The following is a 20,280-nucleotide window of genomic DNA, read 5'->3' as shown; positions in this document are numbered from 1 at the left end:
GTCCGGCGTAAACGCTCAGTTACAGGCCATTGGCAGCCTTGAACTCGCGACGACGACGGTGCAGAACCGGCTCGGTGTAGCCGTTTGGCTGCTTGGTGCCTTCGATCACCAATTCGACGGCCGCCTGGAAGGCGATGTTGCTGTCGAAGTTTGGTGCCAGCGGACGGTACAGCGAATCACCGGCGTTCTGACGGTCAACCACCGGCGCCATGCGCTTGAGGCTTTCCATCACTTGCTCTTCGGTGACGATGCCGTGACGCAGCCAGTTGGCGATGTGCTGGCTGGAAATACGCAGCGTCGCACGGTCTTCCATCAGGCCGATGTCGTTGATGTCCGGCACTTTCGAACAGCCGACGCCTTGGTCGATCCAGCGCACCACGTAACCAAGGATGCCCTGGGAATTGTTGTCCAGTTCGTTCTTGATCTGCTCGGCGGTCCACTGCGGATTGACTGCCAGCGGGATGGTCAGGATGTCGTCGACCGACGCGTGAGCACGCTTGGCCAGTTCGGCCTGACGGGCGAACACGTCAACCTTGTGGTAGTGCAGCGCGTGCAGTGCAGCAGCGGTCGGCGATGGCACCCAGGCGGTGTTGGCACCGGCCAGCGGGTGAGCGATTTTCTGTTCGAGCATCGCCGCCATCAGGTCGGGCATGGCCCACATGCCTTTACCGATCTGAGCGCGACCTTGCAGGCCGGTGCTCAAGCCGATATCGACGTTGGAGTTCTCGTAGGCGCCGATCCATTTTTCCGCCTTCATGTCGGCCTTGCGCACCATCGGGCCGGCTTCCATGGAGGTGTGGATTTCATCGCCCGTGCGGTCGAGGAAACCGGTGTTGATGAACACCACGCGCTCGCTCGCAGCCTTGATGCAGGCCTTGAGGTTGATCGTGGTGCGACGCTCCTCGTCCATGATCCCGACTTTGAGGGTGTTGCGCGGCAAGCCCAGCACGTCTTCGATGCGACCGAACAGCTCGTTGGTGAACGCAGCTTCTTCCGGGCCGTGCATTTTCGGTTTAACGATGTAGACCGAACCGGTGCGCGTGTTTTTGCGCGACGTATTGCCGTTCAGGTTGTGCATCGCCGCGAGGCAAGTGACCAGACCGTCAAGGATGCCTTCCGGCACTTCGTTGCCATCTTTGTCGAGGATCGCATCGATGGTCATCAGGTGACCGACGTTGCGCACGAACAACAGCGAGCGGCCGTGCAGGTTTACCGCGTTACCGTCGACACCGGTGTAGCTGCGGTCGGCGTTCATGGTGCGGGTAAATGTCTTGCCGCCCTTGGCGACTTCTTCCGACAGGTCGCCCTTCATCAGGCCGAGCCAATTGCGGTAGATCACCACTTTGTCATCGGCATCGACGGCGGCGACGGAGTCTTCGCAGTCCATGATGGTGGTCAGCGCGGCTTCCATCAGGATGTCTTTGACGCCGGCAGCGTCGGTCTGACCGACCGGGGTGCTGGCATCAACCTGGATTTCAAAATGCAGGCCGTTGTTTTTCAGCAGGATCGCGGTCGGTGCCGAAGCATCGCCCTGGAAGCCGATCAACTGGGCATCGTTGCGCAGGCCGCTGTTGCTGCCGCCTTTGAGGGCGACAACCAGTTTGCCGTCAACGATTTTGTAGTGCGTGGAATCGACGTGGGAGCCGGCCGCCAATGGCGCTGCTTCGTCGAGGAAGGCGCGGGCGAAGGCAATGACCTTGTCGCCGCGAACCTTGTTGTAGCCTTTGCCTTTTTCCGCACCGTCAGCTTCGCTGATGGCGTCGGTGCCGTAGAGCGCGTCGTACAGCGAACCCCAGCGGGCGTTCGAAGCGTTGAGCGCGAAGCGCGCGTTCATCACCGGAACCACGAGTTGTGGACCGGCCATGCGGGCGATTTCTTCATCGACGTTTTGCGTCGTTGCCTGGAAATCGGCCGCTTCTGGCAGCAGATAACCGATGTCTTGCAAGAAGGCTTTATAGGCCACGGCGTCGTGCGCCTGACCGGCACGCTGTTGGTGCCAGCCATCGATACGAGCCTGGAAATCATCGCGTTTGGCGAGTAGGGCTTTGTTCTTCGGCGCCAGGTCATGAATGACCTTGTCGGCACCGGCCCAGAACTTATCGGCGGTGAGGCCGGTACCGGGAATGGCTTCGTTGTTCACGAAGTCGAACAGGACTTTGGCGACCTGCAGGCCACCGACTTGAACGTGTTCAGTCATTGCTTGCCTCACTCTGCTCAGCTATTTCGCTTTTCAGCTCTTCAATTTAACAATGAAGCCTTGGGCATTTAAACCACAAACCCTGCGACCAGTGCATGCCATTTCTGACGGCTGGGTGAGGACCAATCAACGGCGTTGAGGCCTTGCTGACGGGGCTTTCAGGGATGCGACTGCGCCTGTGGCAGACATCGATCCAACGTTATGTAGTGCGCGCTGCGGCATACTACATGATGAATTGCGCTTGTGAAAATTAGACTAAGTACGTCGTTCTGCGACCCCGTGACGCATTGCAGTCACGTCGGGGATCGGGATGTTCTCAAAAAAGTATGAGATTGTTCCAGTTAAATATAAAAAGTTGTACACATAATCTTTGCTGCACTGCTAAGGGCTTTGTTTTCCGTGGCGAGGGAGCTTGCTCCCGCTCGGCTGCGAAGCAGTCGCAAAATCAGCCAATACGATCTGTCTGGAAAATGCAGGGGGCCACTTCGCGCCCCAGCGGGAGCAAGCTCCCTCGCCACAAAAAGCTGTGCCGCGCTGAATCTATCCTCTTGCCTATACTTGTTTTTCTATAACAAAACACATGACCAGAGGGCTGCGCCATGGACCACCTCGTACTCACCGTTTTTGCACCGGACAAGCCAGGGCAGGTCGAGCGCATTGCCCAATGCATTGCCGAGCAGGGCGGCAATTGGCTGGAAAGCCGCATGTCGCGCATGGCCGGGCAATTCGCAGGGATTCTTCGGGTGGGCGTGCCGGCAGAAGCCTACGATTCGCTGGTCGATGCCCTACAGGCGTTGTCGGCCCATGGCATTCGCGTGTTGATCGCCGAAAGCGGCATCGAACAATCGTGTACCTGGAAACCTATCGCCATGGAACTGGTGGGCAATGACCGGCCGGGGATCGTGCGGGATATCACGCGGTTGTTGAGTGAGCAGGGGGTGAACCTGGAGCGACTGGTGACTGAAGTGCGTCCGGCGCCGATGAGCAGCGAGCCACTGTTCCACGCCGAAGCGATTCTCGCGGTGCCGTTGACGCTGTCCCTGGACGTACTGCAATCGCGCCTGGAAACCCTGGCGGACGACCTGATGGTCGAATTGGTACTGCGCAGCGAACCCTAAGGAGGTTATCCAAGTTAAACGTGCACCTGCCTGTGGATAACCTGTAGAGACAGCCCGCCAGGCCACGCCGGCCGGGGCTTTTCAGGATCTGATCAAAAAACCAGCAGTTTCAGTAACTTGCACACAAACGGCGGGGATCACGCTGTGGATAACCTTGGGAAGGAACGATGCAGGCCACGGATGACGTGGCCTGTAGAGGATTGTATCTTTTTTGATCAGTTGCGGCGGCGCAGGCTTACCCATGCATCGATGCTGTAAACCGCCAGACCGGCCCAGATAAAGATGAACGCCACCAGGGTGCTAGACGACAAGTGTTCGCCAAACAACAGCACGGCTTGCAACAGCACTAATGTAGGCGCCAGGTACTGGAGAAATCCCAATGTGGTGTAGGGCAAATGCCGTGCAGCGGCGTTGAAACACACCAGCGGCACCAACGTCACCGGGCCGGCGGCCACCAGCCACCAGGCTTCGGACGTGGTCCAGAATTCAGGTTGAGCGCTTGCTGCCGTCGGATTAAACAGCAGCCAAGCGACCGCAATCGGCACCAGCATCCAGGTTTCCACCACCAGCCCAGGCAGAGCCTTGACCGGCGCTTGCTTGCGAATCAGCCCGTAGAAACCGAAGGTCAACGCCAGCACCAGCGAAACCCACGGCAGGCTTCCGACTTGCCACACCTGTTGCGCCACGCCCACCGCCGCCAGACCCACCGCAATCCACTGCATGCGCCGCAGCCGTTCGCCGAGGATCAGCATGCCCAGCAGCACGTTCACCAGGGGATTGATGTAGTAACCGAGACTGGCTTCCAGCATGCGTCCGTTGTTCACCGACCACACATACGTCAGCCAGTTGGCCGCGATCAGCGTGCCGCTCAGGGCCAGGATTGCCAGGCGTTTCGGGTTCTCCCGCAGTTCGCGCCACCAGCCCGGATGTTTCCAGACCATCAGCAGCAACGCGCCGAACAGCGCAGACCAGAGCACGCGATGGATGATGATTTCCACGGCGGGCACGCTGGCGATGGCTTTGAAGTAGAGCGGGAAAAGTCCCCAGATGATGTAGGCACTCAGGCCCAGGATGTACCCGCGACGCGGGTTGGCGGCTTGCATGCAGAATCCTTGCTTAGGCAGCTAACAAAGAGGGGATTGTAGGGCGGTTGTATAGAAGTGTCGCTTCTGAAAAGCAAAAGATCGCAGCCTTCGGCAGCTCCTACAGGGAAATGGTGTACACCTGTAGGAGCTGCCGAAGGCTGCGATCTTTTGATCCTGGATTAAAAAAGTTTCAGGGGTTCTTCATTGAGGGCGGCGAGTTGTTCGCGCAACGCCAACACCTGATCGCCCCAATAACGCTCCGTCCCAAACCACGGAAAACTGCGCGGGAACGCCGGGTCATCCCAGCGCCGTGCGAGCCAGGCGCTGTAGTGCATCAGGCGCAGGGCGCGCAGCGGTTCGATGAGCGCCAATTCCCGCGGGTCGAAGTCGTGGAATTCGTTATAGCCGTCCATCAATTCCGACAACTGTCCGAGACATTCCTGACGGTCGCCGGCAAGCATCATCCAGATGTCCTGCACCGCCGGTCCCATGCGACAGTCGTCGAGGTCGACGATGTGGAACATCTCGTCGCGGCACATCATGTTGCCGGGGTGGCAGTCGCCGTGCATGCGGATGTTCTGGTGCGGCGTGTTGCTGTAGGCATCTTCCACACGCTTGAGCAGATCACGGGCCACCGACTCGTAGGCCGGCAGCAGGCTGCGGGGGATGAAATTGCCTTCCAGCAAGGTCGTGAGCGAGTCATGACCAAAATTCTTCACCGCCAGCGCTTCACGGTGTTCGAAGGGCTTGGTGGCGCCAACGGCGTGCAGGCGACCGAGCAATTGCCCCAGGCGATACAGCTGATCGAGGTTGCCCGGCTCCGGCGCGCGCCCGCCTCTACGTGGGAACAAGGTGAAACGGAAACCGTTATGTTCGTGCAGGGTTTCGCCGTTGTGGATCAGCGGCGCAACGACCGGCACCTCGACCTCGGTGAGTTCGAAGGTGAATTGGTGTTCTTCCAGGATCGCTTCGTTGGTCCAGCGCTGAGGGCGGTAGAACTTGGCGATCAGCGGCTCGGAGTCTTCGATGCCGACCTGATAAACGCGGTTTTCGTAGCTGTTGAGCGCCAGAATGCGGGCGTCGCTGAGGAATCCGATGCTTTCGACGGCATCGAGCACGAGGTCTGGGGTGAGCGTTTCAAACGGGTGGGCCATGCTGACTCCTGCGCGCAGCAGGCTGCTGCGTCCGGCCAGGCATGGTAGCGCAGACGAGGCTCCTTTAGTGGCTGGGCTTGAGATGTATGGTGTCTGGGCTGACGCTTTCGCGGGCAAGCCCGCTCCCACAGTGATCTCCAGTGTGTGACAGATAGTGTGCACACCCTGGAACCCTGTGGGAGCGGGCTTGCCCGCGATGAGGCCGGATCAGGCGCCGACGATCCCGCCATCTTCCCGGCTAATCGCAATCACCGAGGACCGCGGCTTACCGTTGGGTAAATGCTCGGGAAAGGTCGAACCACCGTTCTCCCCCGGATGCTGAATCCCGATAAACAAGGTCTTCTGATCCGGCGAGAAACTGATCCCCGTCACTTCGCAACCAATCGGCCCGACCATGAGCCGACGAATCTCCCCGTTGACCGGGTCGGCGCACAGCATCTGGTTATTGCCCATGCCGGCGAAGTCACCAGCATTGCTCGAATCGCCGTCGGTTTGAATCCACAACCGCCCGGCATCATCGAACGCCAGTCCATCCGGGCTATTGAACATGTTCTGCGGGGTGATGTTCGACGATCCGCCCTTCGGTGTGCCGGCATGCACTTGCGGGTTGCCGGCAACCACAAACAAATCCCAGGCAAAGGTTTTCGAACCGTGATCGTCACCGCCGGTGCGCCAACGCAAGATCTGTCCGTAGACGTTCTTCTCGCGCGGGTTCGGCCCGCCCACCGGTTGGCCGTCTTCGCCGCGTTTGGCGTTGTTGGTCAACGTGCAATAAACCTGGCCGTCCTTGGGGCTGACGACGATCCATTCCGGACGGTCCATGCGCGTGGCCTTCACTACGCTGGCGGCGAGGCGCGCGTGAATCAGCACCTCGGCCTGATCGGCAAAACCGCTGCTGGCGTCGATGCCGTTTTTACCGTGGCTCAGTTCGACCCATTCGCCCTGGCCTTTCGGGTGATCGGCGTTGCCGTCGCCCGCATCGAAGCGCGCTACGTACAAGGTGCCGTGGTCCAGCAGGTCGCGGTTGGCCTTGGGGTTTTTGTGGTCGATCTTGTCGCGGCTGACGAATTTGTAGATGAACTCGCCGCGCTCGTCGTCGCCCATGTACACCACGGCGTGGCCGTCAGCGGTTTCCGCCAGGGCTGCGTTTTCGTGTTTGAAGCGGCCCAGCGCGGTGCGTTTGACCGGAGTCGACTGCGGGTCGAACGGGTCGATCTCCACCACCCAGCCGTGACGGTTGAGTTCGTTGGGGTTCTTCGCCAGGTCGAAACGCGGGTCGTGTTGATGCCAGTAGATCTCTTTGCTGGTCGCCACCACGCCGTAGCGTTTCTGTGGCGCTTCGAACTTCTGTTCGGCGTTGCTGCTGCCGAAGCAATCGGTGAAGTTCTCTTCGCAGGTCAGGTAGGTGCCCCACGGCGTCTTGCCGTTGGCGCAGTTCTGGAACGTGCCGAGGACAGTTTTGCCGTGCGGATCGGCGCTGGTTTTCAACAAGTCGTGACCGGCCGCCGGACCGCTGACGCTGATCGGCGAGTTGCCGTGGATGCGTCGGTTATAGGAAGAACCCTGGACGAATTGCCACTGGCCATTCGTGCGGTGCACTTCGATCACCGACACACCTTCGCAGGCCAAAGCCTTGTGCACGTCTTCGGCCGATTGCGGCATGCCGCCGTGCGGGTAGAGGTAGCGGTAATTGGTGTATTCGTTGTTGATCGCCATCAACGCGCGGTTGTTGTCGCCGGGGAAGGCGAACAGGCTCATGCCATCGTTGTTGTCGCCGAACTGGAGTTCCTGATGCTCTGCGCTGCCGTTGCCACTCGGGTCGAACGCCGGGCCATTTTTGTGCAGTGGCTGGCCCCAGCTGATCAATACCGAAGACTTGTAACCCGGCGGCAGGCTGATGCTGTCGCTGGTGGCGGCGGGGATGCTGTCGAAACCCAATAACCGGCTGGTGCCGGCGCTGACACTGGCGGCCAGCACGCTGCGACTCAGCAGGTTGCCGCCGAGAAACATCGCGGCGCCGCACAGGGCGCCGGCGCTGATAAAACCACGACGGCTGAGGCCGATCATTTGTTCGAGGTCGGTGGATTGGTTTTCTTCTAATAGGCTCACATCAGGCTCCCTGCGATTTTTGCAGTCACCTTAATGATCAGTGATGAAGGTTTTGTTGCAGTTGCGTTTACAGCGGTGTGCCAAGTAACACGTTGGACGGTGAGAACTGCGCGCGCACCGGTTGACCGGGATTCAGCTTGCGGGACCGCAGGTGCCCGGGCTCGGCCAGCGCGCAGAGTGTCTGGCGGTTGGGCAGGCCGATGCGTACTTCGCTGGGGCCGTCTTCGGCGTCGAGAATTTCTTCGATGATCCCGGTCAGGCAATTGTGTCCGGGCGTTGCGTCATCCTCGGAACCGAGCACGTCGAGCCAGCCTGCCTTGATCAGGGCCACGACTTCCGTCCCCGGTTGCAGGTCCAGGCGCAGGGTGCTGTCGTGAGTGATTTGCGCATCGATGCTCAAGCCTTCGGCCAGTTCCAGACGAATCCGGTCGTTGTGGCCCTGGGTTTCGATGGCGGCGACTTTGCCGTGCAATTGATTACGCGCGCTGGTGCGCAGCATCAAGCGGCCCAGCAGGTCGAGGTCGCTGGCCTCTTCGGCGGCCTCCAGCACCTGAGCCTGCAACGCTTGCAGCTTTTGATACAGGCGCAACACGCGTTCGCCTTCGGTGGACAACTTGGCACCGCCCCCGCCCTTGCCGCCGACCACGCGCTCCACCAGCGGTTTTTGCGCGAGGTTGTTCAGCTCGTCGATGGCGTCCCACGCCGCTTTGTAACTCAGACCCGCGCTTTTCGCGGCGCGGGTGATCGAGCCCTGTTCCGCGATGTGTTGCAGCAGGGCGATGCGTTGCGGGCGGCGGACAATGTGCTGGGACAACAACGTGGGCAAGGACATGGCAAGGCGCTTTGGCTGTGACGACGGTGAGGACGTTGGCGGCTCGGGGGCCGGGAGTCAAGTCAGGAGGACTCGCCGGGTTTGGGTGTGCGAGCCAGGCAATAGACATCGACCCGCGACGCCCCCGCGTCGACCAACCGGCGTGCGAGCGCTTGGGCCGTGGCGCCGGTCGTGAGCACGTCGTCCACCAGCGCGAGGTGTCGACCCGCGACAGCGGCTTCGGGCATGAGGGCGAAGGCGTTGCGCAGGTTTTTTCTGCGAGCTTCGGCATTGAGATCCTGTTGTGCGTCGGTGTCTTGCGTCCTCAACAGCAATCGTTCGTCGCAAGGAATATGCAGTCGTTCACTGTGCCAGCGCGCCAACATCGCTGCCTGATTGAACCCTCGTTTGCGCAAGCGTCGGGTGGCCAGCGGCACCGGGACCAGGGCATCAGGTCGTGGCAGCTCATCGTCGAAGCGATGTTGCAGGGATTGAGCGAGAAGTTCGCCGAGCAGGTGGCCAAACGGCCATTTAGCGTTGTGTTTGAAGCGAGTAATCAGGCTGTCGACCGGGAAGCCGTATATCCAGGGTGCAACGACCCGCTCGAAGGACGGTGGTTGCTTCAGGCATTGGCCGCACGTCAGGCCGGCGGCGGGCAAGGGCAGGGCGCAAGTCTGGCAGTGATCGCCGAGCCAGGGCAGTTCGGTTTCGCAGGCCAGGCAAATGGGTGTGTTTCCATCGGCGGGTTCATTGCATAGCAAACATGTCTGTTCGTTTTTTAACCAGATGTAAACCGGACCTTTGTATCGTGGTTGACAGCGCATCACTCTTCCTTAAATATGCCAAACATCCGTGTCGCGACTGTGGGTATTCCGTCCCCAGCGCCAGCCAAGCATAAAACAAAGGAAACGCCCATGAGCGCCAGCACCTCTGCAACCCTGCGTCATGACTGGTCTTTGGCCGAAGTCAAAGCACTCTTCGTTCAGCCATTCAACGACCTGTTGTTCCAGGCTCAGACGGTGCACCGCGCGCATTTCGACGCCAACCGCGTCCAGGTATCGACCCTGCTGTCGATCAAAACCGGCGCCTGCCCGGAAGATTGCAAATATTGTCCGCAGTCCGGTCACTACAACACCGGCCTGGAAAAAGAAAAGCTGATGGAAGTGCAGAAGGTCCTCGAAGAGGCCGCACGCGCCAAGGCCATCGGTTCGACCCGTTTCTGCATGGGCGCGGCGTGGAAGCACCCGTCGGCCAAAGACATGCCGTACGTGCTGAAGATGGTCGAAGGCGTGAAGGCCCTTGGCCTGGAAACCTGCATGACCCTCGGTCGTCTTGATCAGGACCAGACCGAAGCGCTGGCCAAGGCTGGCCTGGACTACTACAACCACAACCTCGATACCTCGCCCGAGTTCTACGGCAGCATCATCACCACCCGCACCTACAGCGAGCGCCTGCAAACCCTGGCCTACGTGCGTGATTCGGGGATGAAGATCTGCTCCGGCGGCATTCTCGGCATGGGCGAGTCCCTCGATGACCGCGCCAACCTGCTGATCCAGCTCTCCAACCTGCCCGAGCATCCGGAGTCGGTGCCGATCAACATGCTGGTGAAAGTCGCCGGTACGCCGCTGGAAAACGCTGAAGACGTCGACCCGTTCGACTTCATCCGCATGCTCGCCGTTGCGCGGATCCTGATGCCGAAATCCCACGTGCGCCTGTCCGCCGGCCGCGAAGCGATGAACGAGCAGATGCAGGCCCTGGCCTTCTTCGCTGGCGCCAACTCGATTTTCTACGGCGACAAACTGCTGACCACTGCAAACCCGCAGGCCGACAAGGACATGCAACTGTTCTCGCGCCTGGGCATCCTGCCGGAAGCCCGCGAAGAGCACGCCGACGAAGTGCACCAGGCCGCGATCGAACAGGCGCTGGTGGAGCAGAAGAGCAGCGAGCAGTTCTACAACGCCGCCGTTTAATCAATGCTGAACCTGTAGGAGCCGGCTTGCTGTCGATGGCATCACCTCGGTCATTCAGGCAAACCGAGACGATGCCATCGCCCGCAAGCCGACTCCTGCGATCTGACTTTCGAGGCCTGCATGTCTTTCGATCTCGCCGCACGCCTTGCTGCCCGTCGTGCCGAAAACCTCTACCGCCAGCGTCCACTGCTCGAAAGCCCACAAGGCCCGGAAGTGGTGGTCGATGGCCAGCCGCTGCTGGCGTTCTGCAACAACGATTACCTGGGCCTGGCCAATCATCCGCAAGTGATTGAAGCCTGGCGCGCTGGCGCGTTGAAGTGGGGCGTTGGTGGCGGGGCGTCGCATCTGGTCATCGGTCATAGCGGCCCGCATCACGCACTGGAAGAGGCGTTGGCCGACCTGACCGGTCGCCCGCGCGCCTTGTTGTTTACTACTGGTTACATGGCCAACCTCGGCGCAGTTACCGCGTTGGTGGGGCAGGGCGATACGGTGCTGGAAGACCGGCTCAACCACGCCTCGTTGCTCGATGCCGGGCTGTTGTCCGGCGCGCGCTTCAATCGCTATCTGCACAACGACGCGACGAGCCTGGCCAAGCGACTCGAGAAAGCCACCGGCAATACGCTGGTGGTCACCGACGGTGTGTTCAGCATGGACGGCGATATCGCTGACTTGCCGGCGCTGGCCCGGGAAGCCAAGGCCAAGGGCGCGTGGCTGATGGTCGATGATGCCCACGGTTTCGGTCCGCTGGGTGCGCATGGCGGCGGGATCGTCGAGCATTTCGGCTTGAGCCAGGCCGACGTGCCGGTGCTGGTCGGCACCCTCGGCAAAGCGTTTGGAACGGCAGGTGCCTTCGTTGCCGGCAGCGAAGAGCTGATCGAAAGTCTGATCCAGTTCGCCCGCCCCTACATCTACACCACCAGCCAGCCTCCGGCGCTGGCCTGCGCCACGCTGAAAAGCCTGGAGCTGCTGCGCAGCGAGCATTGGCGTCGCGAGCACCTGAAAACGCTGATCCGCCAATTCCGTCAGGGCGCCGAGCAGATCGGCCTGGAGCTGATGGACAGCTTCACGCCGATCCAGCCGATCATGATCGGCGACGCCGGGCGCGCGGTGCGTTTGTCGCAGATGCTGCGCGAACGCGGGCTGATGGTGACCGCAATCCGCCCGCCGACCGTGCCCGCCGGCAGCGCCCGACTGCGCGTGACCCTGACGGCCGCCCACAGCGAAGCGCAGGTGCAGCTATTGTTAGAAGGATTGGCCGATTGTTTTCAACAACTTGGAGCGGAGCCGAGCCATGCGTGATCGACTGATTCTGCTGCCCGGCTGGGGGCTCGGAATTTCACCGCTGGAGCCATTGGCGGCAGCGTTGCAGGGGCTGGATGAACACCTGCGGGTGGAAATCGAGCCGTTGCCTGAGCTGGAGTCGAGCGATCTGGAAGAATGGCTCGACGAACTCGATGCGACGGTGCCGCAGGATGCCTGGCTCGGCGGCTGGTCCCTGGGCGGCATGCTCGCGTCCGAGTTGGCAGCACGTCGTGGTGACCGTTGCTGTGGTTTGTTCACCTTGGCCAGCAACCCTTCCTTTGTCGCTCATGAGCAGTGGCCGAGCGCGATGTCCGGCGAGACTTTCGATGCGTTTCTGGCAGGTTGCGCAGATGACCCGCGCACGACGCTGAAACGCTTTTCGCTGCTCTGCGCGCAGGGTGCCGAAGACCCGCGCGGGTTGTCGCGCTTGCTGCTGGGCGGCGCGCCGCATACCACCGCGCTGGTGCTGATGAATGGTTTGGAGTTGCTCGCTCAACTGGATACCCGGCAAGCGTTGCAGGCGTTTCGCGGTCCGCAACTGCATCTGTTCGCCGGCCTCGATGGGCTAGTGCCGGCCGAAGCAGCGGGTGACTTGCTGGCGTTGCTGCCGGATATCGAAATCGGTCTGATTGAACAGGCCAGTCACGCGTTTCTCCTGGAAGACCCCCACGGTGTGGCGGGGGCGATCCAGGCCTTTTTGCATGAGTCCGGTAATGACTGATTTATCCCTCCCCAACGTGCCCGGCGGTTTGCCCGACAAGCGCCAGGTCGCGGCATCCTTCTCCCGCGCGGCGGCAAGCTACGACAGCGTGGCTGAGCTGCAGCGTGATGTTGGAAGCCAATTGTTGAGCCGTTTGCCCAGTGATTTTGCGCCGACACGTTGGCTGGACCTTGGCTGTGGCACTGGGCATTTCAGCCGTGCGCTGGGCGAGCGGTTTGCCGATGGTCACGGCGTTGCACTTGATATCGCCGAAGGCATGCTCAATCACGCGCGGCCATTGGGCGGCGCCACGCACTTTATCGCTGGCGATGCCGAGCGTCTGCCGCTGCGCGATTCGACCTGCGACCTGATATTTTCCAGCCTGGCGGTGCAGTGGTGCGCGGACTTCGCCTCGGTGCTCAGCGAGGCCCATCGGGTGCTGAAACCGGGCGGGATTTTCGCATTTGCTAGTCTGTGTGTGGGCACGTTGATTGAACTGCGTGACAGTTGGCGTCAGGTGGATGGCATGGTCCACGTCAACCGCTTCCGTGAGTTCGGCGTTTATCAACAGTTGTGTGCGGACAGTGGGTTGCAGGCGCTGAGTCTGGAAACCCGTCCCCACGTGCTGCATTACCCGGACGTGCGCAGTTTGACCCATGAATTAAAGGCCTTGGGTGCGCACAATCTCAATCCCGGGCGGCCGGGCGGCTTGACCGGACGGGCGCGGATTCTGGGATTGATTGAGGCCTATGAGCAGTTTCGTCAGGCCCAAGGTCTGCCGGCGACTTATCAAGTGGTGTACGCCGTTATGGAGAAACCCTTATGAGCGCAGCCTATTTCATCACCGGCACTGACACTGATGTCGGCAAAACCACGGTGGCCGCCGGCCTGCTGTACGCCGCGCGTTCGGCGGGTCTGAGTACGGCGGCGGGTAAACCGGTCGCCTCCGGTTGCGACGTCACACCCAAGGGGTTGCGCAATGCCGATGCGCTGGCGTTGTTGGCGGAATGCTCGCTGCCGCTGACTTATGCTCAGGTCAATCCGGTGGCGTTCGAGCCGGCCATTGCTCCGCACTTGGCGGCGCGTGAGGCCGGAGTGGCGTTGACGGTGCAGTCGTTGTTGACGCCGATGCGGCAGATCCTCGACATGCAGGCCGATTTCACCTTGATCGAAGGCGCCGGTGGCTGGCGCGTGCCATTGGCGGACCAGGACAATCTGTCAGACCTGGCGATGGCCCTGGATTTGCCGGTGATTCTGGTGGTCGGTGTACGTCTGGGATGCATCAGCCATGCGTTACTGACGGCTGAGGCGATTGCCCGGGACGGTTTGCAACTGGCGGGGTGGGTGGCCAACATCATCGATCCGAAAACTTCGCGACTGGAAGAAAACCTCGCGACCCTCGCCGAGCGAATCCCGGCACCCTGCCTTGGGCGCGTGCCGAAACTCAAGGTGGTGACGGCCGAGGCGGTGGCGGAGCACCTGCAACTGGATTTGCTGGACTAGGCTTTGCCTATGACAAGGCACTGTGCCATTAGTGTTTTTGTCGGGTGTTTTGCGCGTGCGTCTGCTTCAATGATCGCTGTTGATCCTTTGCAAGGACGAGTTCTCCCATGGAAATCTCAGGAAACACCGCTTTTTATGCCGGTCTGAGCACTATTCAGACAGGGCAGAACCGGGTCGATCAAGCTGCCGGCCAGATCGCCAACAATACGATCGAGCGTTCGGTCACCAGTCAGTCCTCCGAGGTTCAGGTCGATCGTCTGCGTTCCGTGGATCGTAGCCAGCAATCGGACGTGGCCAGTAACGTTATCGAAATGTCCCAGGGCAAATTTCAAGTCGAACTGGGCGTCAAAGTCGCCAAGGCTTCCGATGAAGTGCTCGGTACGCTGATCGATACCTTCGCTTGATCATTCGCTGAATCCGCACCACTGACGCCGCGATTGTTCGCGGCGTTTTTCTGCGTAAGTCCTTCTTCCGTCACGAATCTTTCCTACTCTTAACGTGTTGCGCAATCAACGGCGTTACGCCTCTGTGCGCGTCGCAATTGCTGGTGCGATGACGAGCGGCAAAAGATCGGCGCTTGACAAGATTTAGGCGTAAACGTATGTTTCAAACAACTGTTTGATCGCAACAACAAATCAATGCGGTCGTTCATTCCCGGTTACATCAGCAGAGGTTTATCGCTATGCCTGACTACAAGGCCCCCTTGCGTGATATTCGCTTCGTTCGTGACGAACTGCTCGGCTACGAAGCGCACTATCAGAGCCTTCCGGCTTGCGCAGACGCAACTCCGGACATGGTTGACGCCATTCTCGAAGAAGGCGCCAAGTTTTGTGAGCAGGTGCTGGCTCCGCTGAACCGCGTGGGTGACACCGAAGGCTGCACCTGGAGCGAGTCCGGCGTTAAGACCCCGACTGGCTTCAAAGAAGCCTACAAGCAATTCGTTGAAGGCGGCTGGCCGAGCCTGGCCCACGACGTAGAGCACGGCGGCCAAGGCCTGCCGGAGTCCTTGGGTCTGGCTGTGAGCGAAATGGTTGGTGAGTCCAACTGGTCGTGGGGCATGTACCCAGGCCTGTCGCACGGCGCGATGAACACCATCTCCGAGCACGGCACGCCGGAGCAGCAACACGCCTACCTGACCAAACTGGTTTCCGGCGAATGGACCGGCACCATGTGCCTGACCGAACCGCACTGCGGCACCGACCTGGGCATGCTGCGCACCAAGGCCGAACCTCAGGCCGACGGTTCCTACAAAGTTTCCGGCACCAAGATCTTCATCTCGGCCGGTGAACACGACATGGCCGACAACATCGTCCACATCGTGCTGGCCCGCCTGCCGGATGCACCGGCTGGCACCAAAGGCATCTCGCTGTTCATCGTGCCGAAGTTCCTGCCGAACGCAGACGGTTCGATCGGTGAGCGTAACGCGGTGTCCTGCGGTTCCCTCGAACACAAGATGGGCATCCACGGCAACGCCACTTGCGTGATGAACTTCGACGCGGCCACCGGTTTCCTGATCGGCCCGGCGAATAAAGGCCTGAACTGCATGTTCACCTTCATGAACACCGCACGTCTGGGTACCGCTTTGCAAGGTCTGGCCCACGCCGAAATCGGTTTCCAGGGCGGCCTGAAATACGCTCGCGATCGTCTGCAAATGCGTTCGCTGACTGGCCCGAAAGCGCCGGAAAAAGCCGCTGACCCGATCATCGTGCACCCGGATGTACGTCGCATGCTGTTGACCATGAAGGCATTCGCCGAAGGCAACCGTGCGATGGTTTACTTCACCGCCAAGCAAGTCGACATCGTCAAGTACGGCGTAGATGAAGAAGAGAAGAAGAAAGCCGACGCTCTGCTGGCCTTCATGACTCCAATCGCCAAAGCCTTCATGACCGAAGTCGGTTTCGAATCGGCTAACCACGGCGTGCAAATCTACGGCGGCCACGGCTTCATCGCCGAGTGGGGCATGGAACAGAACGTTCGCGACAGCCGCATTTCCATGCTGTACGAAGGCACCACCGGCATCCAGGCACTCGACCTGCTGGGCCGTAAAGTGCTGATGACTCAAGGCGAGGCTCTGAAAGGCTTCACCAAGATCGTCCACAAGTTCTGCCAGACCAACGAAGGCAACGAAGCGGTTCAAGAGTTCGTCGCTCCGTTGGCTGCACTGAACAAGGAATGGGGCGAGCTGACCATGAAGGTCGGTATGGCTGCCATGAAAGATCGCGAAGAAGTCGGCGCGGCCTCCGTGGACTACCTGATGTACTCCGGTTACGCCTGCCTGGCCTACTTCTGGGCTGACATGGCGCGTCTGGCTGCCGAGAAACTGGCTGCCGGCACTTCCGAAGAGGCGTTCTACACCGCCAAACTGCAGACTGCGCGCTTCTACTTCCAGCGCATCCTGCCGCGTACCCGCACTCACGTTGCAACCATGTTGTCGGGCGCCAACAACCTGATGGACATGAAAGAAGAGAACTTCGACCTGGGCTACTAAGCCATAACGAAGCCTCTATAAAAAACCGCTGCTCCTTTGGGAGTGGCGGTTTTTTTTTGTGTTTGGCCCCAACTATGGGCCCCCATTCCCCAGCAGAAACGGTGTAGATCCTCTGCTGATCTTCGTATTTATTGATGCAAAATGTTTCAGTGGGGAGTGGCAAATTAATTGCACCACGCTGGTTAACCGGCGCTCACGAGACATCCTGTCCTGTTCAACGACGCCTCTCGCCCGGCGAACTTATAACAACAACAGTCAGGGTGAAGCACATGAACATCTGTCGACTTGTTCGTTTTACCGCCTGGTTATCCCTCTCTTTTTTGGCGGTCGATGCAATGGCTGCGACGCCTGCAGAAGTGGACCCGCCCATCCCCGAAGTGCCCAGCCTCCAATCGTTACGCGGCATGACCCCGCCTGACCCGTCGGGCACCGAAGGCGGACGCAAAGTCGACCTGATGACCGACTACGTGCTCAATCGCTCGGCGGCGATTCTCCTGGGCAAAGCGTTGTTCTGGGACATGGAGGTCGGCAGCGACAGCACCACCGCTTGCGCGTCTTGTCATTACCACGCCGGGGTCGATCACCGAACCACCAACCAGATCAACCCCGGTCAGGCGCACACCAATGCCAACGTCGCGTCGATCTTCAACAAGCCGTTCGTGGCCTCCGACATTCCCGGCGACGTGCCGTCGTATACGACCAAGTCCGGAGGCAAGGGCGGCCCGAACTACTTGCTCAAGAAAACCGACTTTCCAACCCATGTGCTCGCTAATCCGCTGGATCGCAATTCGCTGATTCTCTACTCGACCGACGATGTGATCGGCTCCCAAGGCGTGTTCGACGCCAATTTCGTCAAGCCGAACCAAGCGCGATTCGACAAATGCACGCAGCAACCGGACGGTATTTTCCAGGTCGGCGGCATTAATGTTCGCCGCAGCACCGGACGTAACGCACCGTCGGTAATCAACGCCGCGTTCAACGTGCGCAACTTCTGGGATGGCCGGGCCAATAACGTGTTCAACGGCTTCTCGCCATTCGGCAACCGCGATCCCGATGCCGGAATCTATGTGACCAAGGACAACAGTGGCATAGCGCTCAAAGTGCGGCTGGCGCTCAACGATGCCTCGGCCGCTTCCCAAGCGGTGGGACCTCCCGGCAGCGCTGTGGAAATGTCCTGCGGCGGTCGTACCTTTGCCGACATTGGCCGGCGCATGCTCGACACACTGATGCTCAAGCAGCAGCGGATTTCCTCCACCGATTCGGTGCTCGGCCCGGTTTCTGGAGCGCGCAGGCCCACTTATCGAGAGCTGATCAAAAACGCCTTCCAGCCACGGCTATGGAACGCCACGCAGCAAGTCCTGGTGGGCGGTGCGCCGTACGCCCAGATCGAAGCCAACTTCCCGCTGTTCTTCGGGCTGGCGATCCAGATGTACGAAGCTACGCTGGTTTCCGATCAGGCACCGCTTGATGCTTATTTGCAGGGCGACCATACGGCCATGAACGAGCAGCAAGTCCAAGGCATGAATCTGTTCCTGGGCAAGGGCAAGTGCGTCAATTGCCACGGCGGTGCGGAGCTGACCAACGCTGCCAGCCGTTTGCAGTTCCATCCCCGCGAGCGCATCGAGCGCATGGTCATGGCGGACAACCTGACCACGCTCTACGACAACGGCTTCTACAACACCGGCGTGCGCCCGACCTCGGAAGACCTGGCGCTCGGTGGCGCGGATGCCTGGGGCAATCCGTTGTCCTTTACCCGTCAGTACAACACCTTGCTGCAAGGTGGGAGAATTCCTGACCCGCTGGATGTCGATGTCTGCACCTTCGAAGCAGCCTTGAGTGCCGCGACTCCCTGCGATGCGACACTTCTGCCCAATGTCGGTTTTCGCGACGCGGTCGACGGCGCCTTCAAAACACCGACGCTGCGCAACATCGCGCTGACCGGGCCGTATTTCCACAATGGCAGCCGCTCGACGCTGAAACAGGTCATGGAGTTCTACAACCGTGGCGGCGACCGGCGCGGTGAGGATGCAAGCAACACCAGTGGCTTCGAACATCCGTCGGCCAATCAGCACAACGGCTCGAATCTCGATCCGGACATGACCAGTCTGAACCTGACCGCCGATGAAGTGGATGCCCTGGTCAAATTCATGGAGGTTGGCTTGACCGACCCGCGAGTCGCCTGGGAACGGGCGCCGTTCGATCATCCATCGCTGGTGCTTGCCCAGGGTCATGTGGGTGATGAAAACGCCGTTACACAAAAACCGGTCAGTCCAAAGATCACCACCCGGCAGGCACTGGACGCTACTTTCCAGCTCAAGCCGATCGGTGCCGAAGGGCGCAGGCCGGAAGAGGGTGCGTTGCAGCCGTTCAACAATGATCTCTAACGAGCTATCCCCTCGCGTCGCTGGCGACCCTGAATACGCCAGCGACGCCGTTTTAAAAAATACCTCAGCAAAACGCTCAGCAAATCAGGCGTTCTGCCGTTAAAGTGATGGGCACAATGCCATCAATTGCTATGACGGTCGGAGCTTTACCCTTGCCGCGTTCTTCCGCTGTACGTTTCAGTCATTTCCTGCCGTCGTTGCTGCTGTTGCTGGCGGGCCTTGCGGCTGCGTACGTCAAGGATCTGAATGTGTTCTTCACGTCGCTGTTCAACGTGCTGCCAACCCTGGTGCTGTTGCTCGGTGGTGCTTACTGTGCGGTTTACCGACGTCAGCGTGAGCTTTTTCTGATGGTCACGGTGTACATCGCCTACTTCCTGCTCGACACCCAGACCGACTATTACCGCGATAACGGCAAGGTGCGCGAAGACGCCGCGGTGGTCTTTCACCTGTGTTGCCTGTTGTTGCCACTGTTGTTTGGCGTATTCGCGGCGTGGCAGGAGCGTACGCATCTGTTCCAGGACATGGTGGCGCGCTTCGCCGTGTTGCTGGCAGTGGGCAGCGTGGCGTTGGGGCTTGAGCAAAGTTATCCCCAGCCGTTACTGATTTGGCTGTCGGAGATCCGCTGGCCGGCATTGCACGGCGCGTGGATGAGTCTGATCCAGTTGTCCTACCCGGTGTTCATCGCTGCGTTCCTGTTGCTGGCGTACCAGTATTGGCGCAACCCGCGACCGCTGCATGCCGCGCAATTGGTCGGGTTACTCGGGTTGTTCTGGATGTTGCCGAAAACCTTCATCCTGCCGTTCACTCTGAACATCATGTGCAGCCAGGTGATGCTGATGATCGCTGCAGCCGTGGCCCACGAGGCTTATCAAATGGCCTTCCGTGATGAGCTGACCGGTCTGCCGGGTCGCCGCGCCTTGAACGAGCGCATGCAGCGATTGGGGCGCAATTATGTGTTGGCCATGAGCGACGTCGACCACTTCAAGAAATTCAACGACACCCACGGTCACGACGTCGGCGACCAGGTGCTGCGACTGGTCGCCAGCAAGCTGTCGAAAATCGGCGGTGGCGGTAAGGCGTATCGCTACGGCGGCGAGGAATTTGCCTTGGTGTTTGCAGGAAAGACCCTCGAAGAGTGCATGCCGCACTTGGAAGTCATCCGCGAATCCATCGCGACCTACAACATCCACCTGCGTAATCAGGACAGCCGCCCGCAGGATGATAGTCAGGGTCGGCAGCGTCGCTCCGGTTCACATGCTTCGAGCGTGTCGGTCACCGTCAGTATCGGCGTTGCCGAACGCCTTGAACAACGCACGCCCGAAGAAGTGCTCAAGTCCGCCGACCAGGCGCTCTACAGCGCCAAAGGCGCCGGGCGAAACTGCGTGATGGCGTTCGGTCAGAACCGCCGGGGCGCTGTTCGGATGGACGCCGCTACGGTTGAGTGATGATGGCGCATTCA

16 protein-coding genes are annotated in these 20,280 nt (G+C 60.2%); 10 read left to right on the top strand and 6 right to left on the bottom strand.

Going from position 1 to position 20,280, the window contains the following annotated elements; genetic code table 11:
* Positions 1-19: 19 nt before the first annotated feature.
* Positions 20-2,197 carry a malate synthase G gene (locus NL64_RS07035; RefSeq protein ID WP_034147427.1) on the bottom strand — a complete coding sequence of 726 codons (2,178 nt, stop codon included), beginning with the start codon at positions 2,195-2,197 and terminating at the stop codon, positions 20-22.
* 599 nt (positions 2,198-2,796) lie between these two features.
* Here NL64_RS07035 and NL64_RS07030 point away from each other — a divergent pair.
* Positions 2,797-3,315, top strand: a complete 519-nt coding sequence (locus tag NL64_RS07030; RefSeq protein ID WP_034147426.1) for a glycine cleavage system protein R — start codon at positions 2,797-2,799, stop codon at positions 3,313-3,315.
* Between the two features lie 215 nt (positions 3,316-3,530).
* On the opposite strand, the gene rarD is transcribed toward NL64_RS07030, so the two are convergent.
* From rarD to NL64_RS07005, 5 genes are all read right to left on the bottom strand, one after another.
* The gene (gene rarD, locus NL64_RS07025) at positions 3,531-4,418 is read right to left on the bottom strand and encodes an EamA family transporter RarD (protein WP_034147425.1); all 888 of its coding nucleotides are present in this window, start codon (positions 4,416-4,418) and stop codon (positions 3,531-3,533) included.
* Between the two features lie 161 nt (positions 4,419-4,579).
* The gene (locus NL64_RS07020) at positions 4,580-5,554 is read right to left on the bottom strand and encodes a serine/threonine protein kinase (RefSeq protein WP_034147424.1); all 975 of its coding nucleotides are present in this window, start codon (positions 5,552-5,554) and stop codon (positions 4,580-4,582) included.
* Positions 5,555-5,761: 207 nt separating this feature from the next.
* The gene (locus NL64_RS07015) at positions 5,762-7,663 is read right to left on the bottom strand and encodes a PhoX family protein (RefSeq protein ID WP_034147423.1); all 1,902 of its coding nucleotides are present in this window, start codon (positions 7,661-7,663) and stop codon (positions 5,762-5,764) included.
* 67 nt (positions 7,664-7,730) lie between these two features.
* A complete protein-coding gene (locus tag NL64_RS07010) occupies positions 7,731-8,495 on the bottom strand; it encodes a TOBE domain-containing protein (RefSeq protein ID WP_034147422.1) in 765 nt (254 codons plus the stop codon).
* A gap of 62 nt (positions 8,496-8,557) precedes the next feature.
* Positions 8,558-9,298 carry a ComF family protein gene (locus NL64_RS07005; protein ID WP_034147421.1) on the bottom strand — a complete coding sequence of 247 codons (741 nt, stop codon included), beginning with the start codon at positions 9,296-9,298 and terminating at the stop codon, positions 8,558-8,560.
* 90 nt (positions 9,299-9,388) lie between these two features.
* On the opposite strand from NL64_RS07005, the gene bioB reads away from it, so the two are divergent.
* The 9 genes from bioB (at position 9,389) to NL64_RS06960 (ending at position 20,266) form a co-directional block, all read left to right on the top strand.
* Complete coding sequence (gene bioB, locus NL64_RS07000; RefSeq protein WP_034147420.1) at positions 9,389-10,444, top strand: biotin synthase BioB; 1,056 nt, start codon at positions 9,389-9,391, stop codon at positions 10,442-10,444.
* A gap of 120 nt (positions 10,445-10,564) precedes the next feature.
* Entirely contained in the window at positions 10,565-11,743 is a 1,179-nt protein-coding gene (bioF, locus tag NL64_RS06995) for an 8-amino-7-oxononanoate synthase (protein ID WP_034147419.1), read from the top strand.
* Positions 11,736-12,467: an alpha/beta fold hydrolase gene (locus NL64_RS06990; protein ID WP_034147418.1), complete on the top strand. Its 732-nt coding sequence runs from the start codon at positions 11,736-11,738 to the stop codon at positions 12,465-12,467. Before bioF ends, NL64_RS06990 begins: the two co-directional genes overlap by 8 nt.
* On the top strand, positions 12,460-13,272 hold the full coding sequence (bioC, locus tag NL64_RS06985) for a malonyl-ACP O-methyltransferase BioC (protein ID WP_034147417.1): 813 nt from the start codon (positions 12,460-12,462) through the stop codon (positions 13,270-13,272). The genes NL64_RS06990 and bioC overlap by 8 nt, the downstream gene beginning before the upstream one ends.
* A complete protein-coding gene (bioD, locus tag NL64_RS06980; RefSeq protein ID WP_034147416.1) occupies positions 13,269-13,949 on the top strand; it encodes a dethiobiotin synthase in 681 nt (226 codons plus the stop codon). Before bioC ends, bioD begins: the two co-directional genes overlap by 4 nt.
* A 107-nt stretch (positions 13,950-14,056) precedes the next feature.
* Complete coding sequence (locus NL64_RS06975) at positions 14,057-14,353, top strand: hypothetical protein (RefSeq protein ID WP_034147415.1); 297 nt, start codon at positions 14,057-14,059, stop codon at positions 14,351-14,353.
* 278 nt (positions 14,354-14,631) lie between these two features.
* The gene (locus NL64_RS06970) at positions 14,632-16,437 is read left to right on the top strand and encodes a phenylacyl-CoA dehydrogenase (protein ID WP_034147414.1); all 1,806 of its coding nucleotides are present in this window, start codon (positions 14,632-14,634) and stop codon (positions 16,435-16,437) included.
* Positions 16,438-16,706: 269 nt separating this feature from the next.
* The gene (locus NL64_RS06965; RefSeq protein ID WP_034147413.1) at positions 16,707-18,821 is read left to right on the top strand and encodes a cytochrome-c peroxidase; all 2,115 of its coding nucleotides are present in this window, start codon (positions 16,707-16,709) and stop codon (positions 18,819-18,821) included.
* A 152-nt stretch (positions 18,822-18,973) separates the two neighbouring features.
* Positions 18,974-20,266 (top strand): GGDEF domain-containing protein, encoded by a 1,293-nt coding sequence (locus tag NL64_RS06960; RefSeq protein WP_034147412.1) that lies wholly within the window; start codon positions 18,974-18,976, stop codon positions 20,264-20,266.
* Positions 20,267-20,280: the final 14 nt, after the last annotated feature.

The sequence above is a fragment of the Pseudomonas fluorescens genome (assembly GCF_000802965.1).
GTDB classification, from domain to species: Bacteria; Pseudomonadota; Gammaproteobacteria; order Pseudomonadales; family Pseudomonadaceae; genus Aquipseudomonas; species Aquipseudomonas fluorescens_A.
Note: the sequence above shows the minus strand (reverse complement) of the source record. Positions and strands in the feature narration are given on the sequence as shown.